Below are 10,295 nucleotides of genomic sequence, written 5' to 3' on the forward strand. Positions count from 1 at the left end.
TATTAGCCCCGGTTTCCCGGGGTTATCCCGATCTGCAGGGCAGGTTGCCCACGTGTTACTCACCCGTCCGCCGCTCGATCCACCAGTGTCATCCCCGAAGGGAATCAACTGGTTTCACGCGCTCGACTTGCATGTATTAGGCACACCGCCAGCGTTCGTCCTGAGCCAGGATCAAACTCTCCGATAAAGTGATGCTTCGCATCAATCAAATCGAAGGGATTTGATGTGTTTCGTTTAACGTCAATAAAATTGACGGGCGCACTTGCTTTCATTCAGTTTTCAAAGGGCAAGTCATGTTCGCGCTTTGTTAGCGCGGATTCCTATTTTAGTATTTATCCATATGAAAGTCAATAACTACTTTTTGAAGAAATCTATTTTCTCAGCGCTGCTTCGCTTGAAGCGGCTCGCTGTTTTTTGCGCTATCATCAGCGCGGATTTACTATATTATCACTTTAACCACATGTCGTCAACAACTTTTGGTAAGTTTTTTTGAGCTCGATGTGTGCCGCGCCTTTTTCGGTGCAGATTGATTAGTATAGTAGATCTTTGTTTTGTCGTCAACAATCTTGTTTCTAATAATGTTAACCTCCGCTGTGAGCTTTATTGATCTCTTCAGCGGATAACCTATATTATTAAACACAACCTCTGTCGTCAATAACATTATGGAATTTATCTTTTTAGGCGAGAAGCCCCCCGCTTCTTACAAAGTGTAAAGCGGGAGATGAAGACCCCACCTCTTAGCGAAGCGTAGGTGGAGGTAGTTCAAATGCGTAACGTTGAAATTTGTAAGAAAGACAACTTTTCACTAGAATCACACTATCAACTTTACGTATTATCTATTATAGAGGCTAGAGTACCTTGAGTTTTTCATTACTTATTTTGAAGTGATCCTTAAGAAATAGCCATCTGGATCAGCAACTTTGAATCCTCTCATTCCCCAAGGGTACGTCTCTACATCAACTTCAATGGGATAATGATTTTTTAGACACCTTTGATAAACTTCCTCCAGCTGCTCCACAACGATAATCAATTCGAAACCGTTACCTTTGACGTTAGAACTTGCAGCCGCATTAAAATAATGATTACAATCCAATACTGAATCGGAGGTTACCAATAATGAGAAACAATCATAGTTAAACCGACCACAACGCTCGTTTCTACCTTGAAGCTCTAAGCCTATAATCTCTTCGTAAAATGATAAGGACTTCTCGATATCTAATACATACAACTCGACTCTAAAGAGAACACTCATATTTACTTTCCTTCCTATATGAAATGATACCTTTTTTAAACAAGGCGCTCATTTTCGTTACTTAACTTCACGAGAAATGGTAAAACGACAACGAAAACGAGACTTAAATATCCGAGTGTCAACAAATTTTGTGTATCGGCACTTATGTATTGCCGTTTTCCACAATGAGCGCAGTTCTTTCCTTTATGAGTGAAACCGAGGGCCCAAACCTCACGAATACGCCATTTACGATTACAGTTCGCACAGTTTGTCATGAAAACCTCTTTTGAACAAAAATTTATGACATCGCATCTTTTATTTTACCTGGAATCATCACTGTCTCTGTTTGCAGATCGACAGGGCGATAAGTTTCATCAATGCACGCCTCCCAAAAAGCTAAGTGCTTTTGATCAACCCAATGGTTAGACTCTTCTATCGCTTGACCTCCTTCACCTTCAACCGAGTACCAGTACAAATATTCTTGATTATCCACCACTTCACGAAAAATGGTCTCAACATACATCTTTTCGTTTTCCAAAGTTAATAGAACGTCTTCCATATGCTCGTTTAAAAATCTCATCCATTCATCAACTTGCTTTGACTTACCTTCTTTTACTTTAAATCTTGTTAATTCCACCTTCATTGATTTAACGCCTCCTCGCAGAAAATTCGTTCGATATTAAACTATGAATATTTTAACATTTTGTTGGTTCAGATTAAATTATTTCCAATTCAGAATTACTATAGAAAAAAAGATCTCCGTCTCAATACGAGAAGGGGGAGATCTTATAATTATTCAAACTGCCTAATCAAAAAATGCTATGATTCGTGATCGTTCAAAGGCTGCAGTGCATCCTCAATGTCAGGTTTTTCATCAACAAGTCCGGTTTCATAAAGCCAGGCTGCAACTTGTTCACTTTCTTCCTCCGATACCTCGCCAAATGCACGCTCTTCGGTTTCCATCTGTTCTAGCAGAATGTCCATGCTCGCTTGTTCAACATCTTCATTTAACGGAAACTCTTCTTTTTCCTCATGTTTCAATAACAATTCCAGTCCATTATCCGGATCATCTTTGACAACCTCATACCCTTTACTTGCCGCTGACCAAAATCGCTCATACACTTCTTCGTTTTCTGCGAGTTCGTTTTCATTTGCAATTAGGACAAGTTCATCATAAGACGGCACACCTTTTTCTACCGGATTCATATAAGAAATGTCATGTCCCTCCTGCTGTAAGAGGGGGTATTCATGGTTAATGTAAGCTCCGACAATGGCGTCGACACTACCGGAAACAAGGGCAGGCCCGATATCAAAACCTACGTCAGTTAACGTGATATCTTCCATTGTTAAATCAGCATGAGCGAGCACCTGCTCTACAATCGGTTCGTTCGTCGCGCCTCCGGGGTACCCAACCGTTTTACCTTCTAAATCTGCAGGCGTTTCAATACCGCTCTCGCTTAACGTCATGATATGGTTTAATGGAGACTGAACAATGGGAGCAACTGTGACGACCGGCAGCCCTTCATCACGGCTCATGAGTACAGTTGGTTCATACGACATTGCAAGATCAACTTCCCCAGCGCCGGTTAAATTTGTCGGATCGGTTGGGTTTGCTGGAAACTGAATATCCACATCTATATTTTCTTCTTCAAAATACCCTTTTTCTTCTGCCGCATACAAGTAGCTGTGCACCGCATTCGGATACCAATCCAGCATTAACGTGATCTCGTCTGTTGTATCACTTGATGCATCTTCACTTCCGCAAGCATTTAATAACATGAAACTAGAAAGGACAATCGTGACTCGTTTCCACATTCAAATCTCTCCTTTAACTCTCTCTTTTTATGAATAAATTTTCTGTCCCTTTCACAATTGCAAATAACGTAATACCGAGTAGTGACAAAAGTACAATTGGGGCAAATACACCAGCGCCGTCAAACTGCGCCATCATTCGTCTTGAAAAATATCCAAGTCCTTGATCGGCACCGAGCCATTCCGCAACCGCTGCACCGATCACAGCGAGTGTCACAGCAACTTTAAGTCCGGAAAAGAATGCCGGCAGTGCTGATGGGATTTGAATTTTGATGAGACGCTGCAAAGGTGTTGCCCCCATCGTTTTTGTTAAATCAAGTAGTTCTCTTCGGCAGGATTTCAAACCGTCAAACGTATTTACTGTGAGCGGAAAATACGTAATTAATACGGTTATAATGACTTTACTCGTTAAACTATAGCCAAACAAAAGCACAAAAATGGGGGCAAGTGTAATGATCGGGATCGTTTGTGAGAGAACAAAAAGCGGAAATAATGCGCGCTCAAAAATCGGTAAACTGTTCATGACAAGTGCTGTGACCCAGCCAAACACAATCGAAATCCCAAGCCCAAGCAGTACAACAATCAGTGTTGCTGGTAAATGAACGAACATGAGCGCTTCATATAGTTCACCAAAGCGAACGGTTACTTCCCACGGGGTCGGAAGAATAAATGATTGATCGTACCACGTGGCAGCGCTTGACCATAGCAATAACAAAATTGCAATGACTAAACCAGGGATGAATAACTGCTGCCGAAAAGCGTTAGTTTCTGGACCATTCAACTGCATCTTCCTTTCTTTAACAACAGCACAAACTGATTAGTCACTCGCTGCAATCGTTCGTTCACGCCCGTGTTTCAAACGTTGCAGCCAGTCACGTTTTACAGCTTGGGCTTCCGGCTTCGTAATATCTTCAGCATTTCGCGGGCGACCAAGCGGAACTACCGTCTCAATTGGGGTCATTAATGGCATCTCAGTAAATAACAACACACGGTCTGCAAGCAGCAGCGCTTCATCTAAATCATGGGTAATAAATAAAATCGTAAGTGATTCTTCTTCCCAGATTTGAAGTAACCATTCCTGCATCGAAACGCGCGTTAACGCGTCGAGCTTACTAAACGGTTCATCAAGAAGTAATGTGTTTTGTCCGGCCATTGCAGCTCTAAGTAATGAAACCCGTTGTTTCATGCCACCTGATAATTCTTTCGGATACTTATCCGCCGTTTCTTCAAGGCCAAATGTTTGTAGGCGATCTTCAACGAGCCGGCGCGCATCTTTACGTTTAAACCCTTGAATTTCTAAAGGAAGCATCGCCTGTTCAATGACACGCCGCCACGGCAGCAGCAAGTCATCTTGCGGCATGAACCCCACCTTCTCCGGAGAGGTTACGCTGCCTTGTTCCGGAGAATCTAGCTGTGAAAGCAAGCGAAATATTGTACTTTTCCCGGAACCGCTTGGCCCGAGAATTACAACGATTTCACCAGGTTGAACGTGCAGTGAAACATCAGCTAAAACAAGCGGAGCTTTTGCATCATAACGATAAGAAACATGGCTGAGGCTGAACACAGGTTGGCTCTTTTCATACATTTGCTTCAATCAATTTCACCCCAGTCTAGGAGAAAACAGACGAGCGTCTGTATATACGTGCGCAGTTGTTCGACTGACACCCGCTCATCCACAGCATGAGCATTTGCTAAATCCCCTGGCCCATATATCACGGCCGGAATACCGGCATCACTGAACCAGCCGCCGTCGGTAACCGTCGGTGACATGGAGACCGTTGGCGCTTCCTTGTGTACTTGCTCATGCGCCTGTTTCAGCAGCTTAACTCCAGGATTAGATTCATCCACAGCGAGCGGTGGAAACACTTCACCTCGGTCTTCAATCATTGAGGTGCCGCCCCACTGAAACTCTAGCGGGTGGTGACGAAGCCACGGGTCTGCCGCTGCTGCTTTTTGCAGATGGCTTTCGATTTCTTGAATGACCTCATCGTGATGTTCATCGGGATAATAATGCACCGTAATCCATAAATGACACTCATCTGCAACAAACGCTGCATGCCGTCCGCCTTCAATCACCGCCGGGTTAATTGTTGTGCTGCCATACGGAAACCCTGGATAACTTTTTGTTACCGCCCAGTGCCGCTCAAGTTCCTGCAGGCTGTTGATCACTTTCATCATTTTCTCGATCGCGCTCGCCCCATAAATGCCACCGCCAGCATGAATCATTCGCTGCCGTTCTGCATCATGAAAGGTTTTGCGGCTTTTAACTGTAACCCATCCCGTCACAACACCGCCTTGCCCTTGGATTTCTAAGTTGCTCGTGTCCGCTACGAGCGCAAAATCTGCATCATATCCACGGGTCGTGCATGATTTTGTGCCGGCTTCACCTACTTCTTCACCAGTTACAGACTGGACGTAAATATCTCCCGGAAATGAAATGCCGTAATCATTCAACAGGCGCAGCGAAAATAAAATTCCGGCTAATCCGCCTTTCATATCAGCAGCACCCCGGCCGTACACGTAACCATCTTCAATCAAAGGCGAGAACGGTTCGTGCTGCCACGGTTCGCTTTCATCTACTTGAGCCACATCTACATGCCCGTTTAAGATTAACTTCGGAGCTTTCTCATTTTCGTAACCCATCTTCGTTCCGACAACCACTTCATCCCCTGGGTAAAGCGGCCAGCGGTCAATGGTACAGCCGGATGCCTGCAGCTCTTCTGCCACAAAATTCTGAATTGACGATGTATTTCTTGCCGGCGGTGCCGGTGTCTCAAAACGGATTAAGTTTTGTAATAGAGTTAACCACTCCGCTTCACGTGTTTTTACATCTTTCAACAGCGCTTCTCTTTTGTTCAACTTCATCCCCCATTTGATACCAACCAAAAAAACCCGCTCCGGAGATCCGAAGCGGGGCTTGTATGTACGTAAAAATCTACGCTGCCATCTGCTGCCCCACTTCCCTCCGCTAGTATGAACTAGATCAGGTTCTAAGGGTCGAGACTGTGTCCCTCTCAGCCAAATAAGGCTCCCCTAGTGGTTGGTATGTGTGTGTTTGTTATATATTTATTCAAGCACAAGAGAATAAGAACGTCAACAGCACTTTTGAATAGCAGTTTACTTCCCTTTCATGGACGTTTGCTTAAATTGATACAAATGAAAACCCTGATTTTATAGTGACTTCTGCGGACTCAGGCTTGACGATGTAAACTTTAACTCTATTTTATATGGACGTACTTCTGTATAGTGTTTTTACTTAATTACCGGTACTGTAACAAAAATCATCATCACTCCTAGATGTTACTTCCTTACTGCTTGGAACCTCCGAAAACAAGTCACTCTTGAAGCGTTAAAAACTGCAACGTAAATTTCTTTGTTGTAAGTTATTGTGTGTTCTGCTACGATAATTATGAAAATTATAATTTCACTAGGGGTGCCGCGCGGCTGAGAGAAGTTCACTCTTCAACCCTTTGAACCTGACCTGGTTTGTGCCAGCGGAGGGAAGTGACCACCGATGATTTGCTTACATGCATCCGGCGCTTCCTGTTTTAGGAAGCGCCGTTTTTATGATCATCCGCGCGCTCCTCCACTTTCAAGGAGGCTTATTGATGAAACCATCAGAACGGCTCTATCAAAAGGCAGAAACGATTTGGCATGCGTCATTTGAGCATCCCTTTGTTCAAGAGATCGGCCAGGGAACACTTGATGAACGTAAATTCCGCTACTTTATGGTACAGGACTACTTGTATTTATTAGATTACGCGAAACTTTTCGCTTTCGGCGTAACCAAAGCCGATGATGAAGCAACGATGCGGCAATTTGCAAACCTTTTAGACGGTACAATGAACACAGAGATGGACTTGCACAGACAGTATGCCGCAAAGTTCGGCATCACGACCGACGAACTGGCTGAAGCTGAACAAGCACCGACAACAACCGCTTATACGCGCTACATGCTGCACGCCTCTCATAACGGCGGGCTCGGTGAATTAATGGCAAGCCTCGTGCCGTGTGCATGGGGGTATCACGAGATCGGTAAGCGTCTTGTCGAAAAGTATCCAGACGCAGTAAATCATCCACTTTACGGAGAATGGGTCAAAATGTATGCCGGTGAGGAGTTTGCAGAACTTGCCGATTGGGCGGTCAATTTGATGGACCGGGTCATGACCGGCAAACCTGAAGCTGATATGAAGCGGTACGAAGAAATCTTTCTTACAACAAGTCAATATGAATTGATGTTTTGGGAAGCTGCGTATCATCAAGAAGACTGGCCGCGTTTTTCATAAAAAAAGGGCTGCCTAAAAGGCGGCCCTAGCTTATGCGTAACCATTCTGCGCCCATTAAGAGGGCTGTTAAAACGATCGGCATCACCATGACTGCATTGATCATGCTGCGCCCGCGATTTGTCATACGGAGCACAGCTGCTTCGACCATAAAAAATATGCCGTATAACATCGCACCGAAGACCACACCTACGAAAAAAGAGCCAAAGTCAAACGATATCGATAGCACGAAACCGCCGATACTACTAATCAGTGTGCAAAGTAGCCCTGCCATAAGCCGGCGGCCTTTACGGTGCAGCATGGCCGCAAGTTCAAGAGCCATAAGAGATGTTCCTCCGACCAATAACGCAGTTATGACGAATACGACAGACCAACCGCTATCCCCAGTAAAAGCTAGGATGAGCCCATATATGCCTAACACAAAAACAATTGTTTTTCCTACCAAGTAGTCCCCTCCTAAATGATTAAAACAGCCGCAACAATTACTGCTGCTAATAGAAGTACCGGCATCGCAATAAAATAATAGCCTGCCATATTGTTTTGACTGGAAGCTGCACTATATTTTTCGTGTTCACTTGATGTGAATTTCGTCAACATGAAGGTAACAACCGCACCAATGATAACAACAACTGCCGCCAAAATTAAAAGTCCGTTCATGCTTGCCCTCATTTCAAACATCGAATGTTTATGTTTTTTCAAAAAATGTCAACCAAATACAAAACTAAGCCATCAGCGTGTAGACAAACTTTTAAGAAAAGCGAAGGCTGACGTCGCTTTTCAAAGGGCTTGTTATAGAAATGATTGAAAAAAACGGCTGAATATTTATCATTCTATAAAACCTTTACTGACTCTCCTGTTCATCCGGCCGGCGAACGTCTTTTACAAGTTTTGCAATGCCCCCTAAAAACACAGCGATGATGATTGCTACGCCGGTCATATCATCCCGGGCTGCTGCTACAGCCATCATCACAAGGCAGAATAGCAGAAATAAACTGTTAAAAATGATTTTTCTTGTTCGGCTTCTTGGCTGTTCCATGTCAAGCCCCTCCGATGCACGTCTTTTCATCTCACGCTGTATCTTACAATGCTCATCATTTGTTGTCTACCTCCGCCTCGCCCAGGATTCCCACTGTCTTGCCGTTACGTAAACGAGAGGAACAATGACGAGTAAAAACAAGGTGATAAGCAAAAAATCTATAAGTAAACCTGAGCCAGGCCATGGAACCATGAAAATATTTACGACATACCGGTAAACATAGAAGAAAACCAATAGAGAAATCATGAAAAAGAGAAAAAACATCTCCCTACCCCTCACTTTAAAACCAATTACTTCTCCGCGATCATGCTTTCAACAAATCAGTATGTTGTTTTTCCTTCCCACTCTTCACGGAGTATCCCCATTTTTATCGCATCAAAATAAACACCGTCCACAACCCTCGCTTTTCTAATGCGGGCTTCTTCGACCATGCCTGTTTTTTGTGCAGCTTTCATCATTCGTTTGTTACCAGACCACGTTGACATGCCGAGCCGGTGCAGTTCAGTTGTAGAAAAAAGAAAATCAATCCAAAGTTGATACGCTTCAGTGCCATAGCCGCCGCCCCAAAAACTTGGATCGTAGATGACAATCCCTGTTTCAAGCCATTGTGTATGCCAATCCACCCAGTATGCCCCGACGTAACCGATCACCTCCTGCTCACTTTTAATCACCAGCGCAGCAGGTACCCCTGCAGAGATTTCTTCATTCCATTGATTTTGATATGTCTGTTTTGAAACCAGCTCTTCACGTATGTATGGTGCATTCCACTTTTTGGCTTCTTGTGTTGGATCTTCATATTTCCAATAATAAAGGGTGTCAATCGCTTCTTTTGTAGCGTGTTCAAGTGTGACTAAGGTTCCAATGATCTTTTTCAAATTGAGGCTCCTTTTGTATGACTTCTGTGCTTAATCTCCATTTCATAGAAGTAGTTACAGTCCATTGTTTTCACCTTTTTAAACTACATTTCACTTTCATGCGATTTGTAAAATTATTGTACAATTTTACCATACATGTGTTACAAAAATATTTTCGGATTTAAAAAAGGAGCTTTCTCTAAAGATTTATAAGCATTCGATTTAATAGAAAAGCACAGGAAATATACGAGACTCCTGCAGGAAAAGCAACAGCTGAAGATCCCGCAATGAGCGGGTTTTACTCATGAGGAAGCTGAAGCGTTGCCTGCGGAAAGCGAGTATATTTCCCATGCCAATCATTTCAAGTATACCTTATGTGACAGCCTGTTTCTTTGTTTATTTTTCTCGTTTGTCAGCTGCTGTAATAATGCCGAGACCGTCAAGTACTGGGATATGTTCAATGTTGACAAGTCCTTGGTCGGTTAAGTGTTTCGAGAGCTCGCGCGGGCTAAACCGGTGCCGACGTTCACTAACATCCGCCCAGGCGCCGAGTTTTTCACGGCTGTCCGGCGAAAACCCTTTTTCTTCTGCAAGCTGCATCGCCGTCTCCCGACCCATAAAAGGCCCTGGATTTAGCATGGCAAGCCGGCCGCCTGGTCGTACGACCCGTTTCATTTCATCAATGGCTTTCAGGGGTTCCGGGAGGAGAAATACAACAAGGGTGGAAACCGCAATATCAAAACTGTCATCTTCAAATGGCAACTCATACGCGTCACCTGCGTAAAAGGAGGCTTTCTCTTCCATACCGCATTCCGTACATAAGGCACCTGCTTTGGCCACCATTTTTTCTGATAAATCAACGCCTGTGATCGACTTCGCTTCCGTACCGTTTCCTATTAACAACCGGCCGGTCCCACAACCGACATCCAGTACATCTTTGTCTTCCCAGCTGCCACCTGCTTTTGCGACAAGCCGGTGTACTTCTGAAAGCCACGGGGTTTGGGCCATATCATCAAAAAATTCAACTTTCCCATCAAATTCTGTTCCGCTCATTTTACGCACCTGCGCCACCCCATTTT

General features: G+C 44.0%; 12 protein-coding genes, 1 rRNA gene and 2 riboswitches. Of the genes, 1 reads left to right on the forward strand and 12 read right to left on the reverse strand.

All coding sequences use genetic code 11. The features are described 5' to 3' along the window. The 7 genes from B0H94_RS01405 to B0H94_RS01440 form a co-directional block, all read right to left on the reverse strand. Positions 1–187: ribosomal RNA gene (locus tag B0H94_RS01405) — 16S ribosomal RNA — on the reverse strand; the annotation flags it as partial. 687 nt (positions 188–874) lie between these two features. Next, a complete protein-coding gene (locus B0H94_RS01410) occupies positions 875–1,252 on the reverse strand; it encodes a VOC family protein (RefSeq protein ID WP_106587458.1) in 378 nt (125 codons plus the stop codon). Between the two features lie 277 nt (positions 1,253–1,529). Further along, on the reverse strand, positions 1,530–1,874 hold the full coding sequence (locus tag B0H94_RS01420) for a DUF6176 family protein (protein ID WP_106587460.1): 345 nt from the start codon (positions 1,872–1,874) through the stop codon (positions 1,530–1,532). Between the two features lie 176 nt (positions 1,875–2,050). Beyond that, a complete protein-coding gene (locus B0H94_RS01425) occupies positions 2,051–3,046 on the reverse strand; it encodes an ABC transporter substrate-binding protein (protein ID WP_106587461.1) in 996 nt (331 codons plus the stop codon). 13 nt (positions 3,047–3,059) lie between these two features. Next, positions 3,060–3,824: an ABC transporter permease gene (locus tag B0H94_RS01430; protein ID WP_245893869.1), complete on the reverse strand. Its 765-nt coding sequence runs from the start codon at positions 3,822–3,824 to the stop codon at positions 3,060–3,062. A gap of 36 nt (positions 3,825–3,860) precedes the next feature. Continuing rightward, positions 3,861–4,628, reverse strand: coding sequence for an ABC transporter ATP-binding protein (locus B0H94_RS01435; RefSeq protein WP_106587717.1), 768 nt, complete (start codon positions 4,626–4,628; stop codon positions 3,861–3,863). A gap of 5 nt (positions 4,629–4,633) precedes the next feature. Further along, complete coding sequence (locus B0H94_RS01440; RefSeq protein ID WP_106587718.1) at positions 4,634–5,908, reverse strand: acetylornithine deacetylase; 1,275 nt, start codon at positions 5,906–5,908, stop codon at positions 4,634–4,636. Positions 5,909–5,986: 78 nt separating this feature from the next. After that, a riboswitch (TPP riboswitch) is annotated at positions 5,987–6,088 on the reverse strand. Positions 6,089–6,462: 374 nt separating this feature from the next. Continuing rightward, a riboswitch (TPP riboswitch) is annotated at positions 6,463–6,563 on the forward strand. An 88-nt stretch (positions 6,564–6,651) separates the two neighbouring features. Here B0H94_RS01440 and tenA point away from each other — a divergent pair. Continuing rightward, the gene (gene tenA, locus B0H94_RS01445) at positions 6,652–7,329 is read left to right on the forward strand and encodes a thiaminase II (protein ID WP_106587463.1); all 678 of its coding nucleotides are present in this window, start codon (positions 6,652–6,654) and stop codon (positions 7,327–7,329) included. 25 nt (positions 7,330–7,354) lie between these two features. Here tenA and B0H94_RS01450 read toward each other — a convergent pair whose 3' ends face one another. The 5 genes from B0H94_RS01450 to B0H94_RS01475 all read right to left on the reverse strand — a co-directional run bounded on the left by B0H94_RS01450 (position 7,355) and on the right by B0H94_RS01475 (position 10,269). Beyond that, a complete protein-coding gene (locus B0H94_RS01450; protein WP_106587464.1) occupies positions 7,355–7,771 on the reverse strand; it encodes a hypothetical protein in 417 nt (138 codons plus the stop codon). 11 nt (positions 7,772–7,782) lie between these two features. Continuing rightward, positions 7,783–7,983 carry a hypothetical protein gene (locus B0H94_RS01455; RefSeq protein WP_106587465.1) on the reverse strand — a complete coding sequence of 67 codons (201 nt, stop codon included), beginning with the start codon at positions 7,981–7,983 and terminating at the stop codon, positions 7,783–7,785. 184 nt (positions 7,984–8,167) lie between these two features. Further along, positions 8,168–8,362 (reverse strand): hypothetical protein, encoded by a 195-nt coding sequence (locus B0H94_RS01460; protein WP_106587466.1) that lies wholly within the window; start codon positions 8,360–8,362, stop codon positions 8,168–8,170. A gap of 320 nt (positions 8,363–8,682) precedes the next feature. Next, a complete protein-coding gene (locus tag B0H94_RS01470) occupies positions 8,683–9,237 on the reverse strand; it encodes a GNAT family N-acetyltransferase (protein ID WP_106587468.1) in 555 nt (184 codons plus the stop codon). 375 nt (positions 9,238–9,612) lie between these two features. Next, entirely contained in the window at positions 9,613–10,269 is a 657-nt protein-coding gene (locus B0H94_RS01475) for a class I SAM-dependent methyltransferase (RefSeq protein ID WP_106587469.1), read from the reverse strand. Between the last annotated feature and the right edge of the window lie 26 nt (positions 10,270–10,295).

The organism is Salsuginibacillus halophilus, assembly GCF_003014715.1.
GTDB lineage: Bacteria > Bacillota > Bacilli > Bacillales > Marinococcaceae > Salsuginibacillus > Salsuginibacillus halophilus.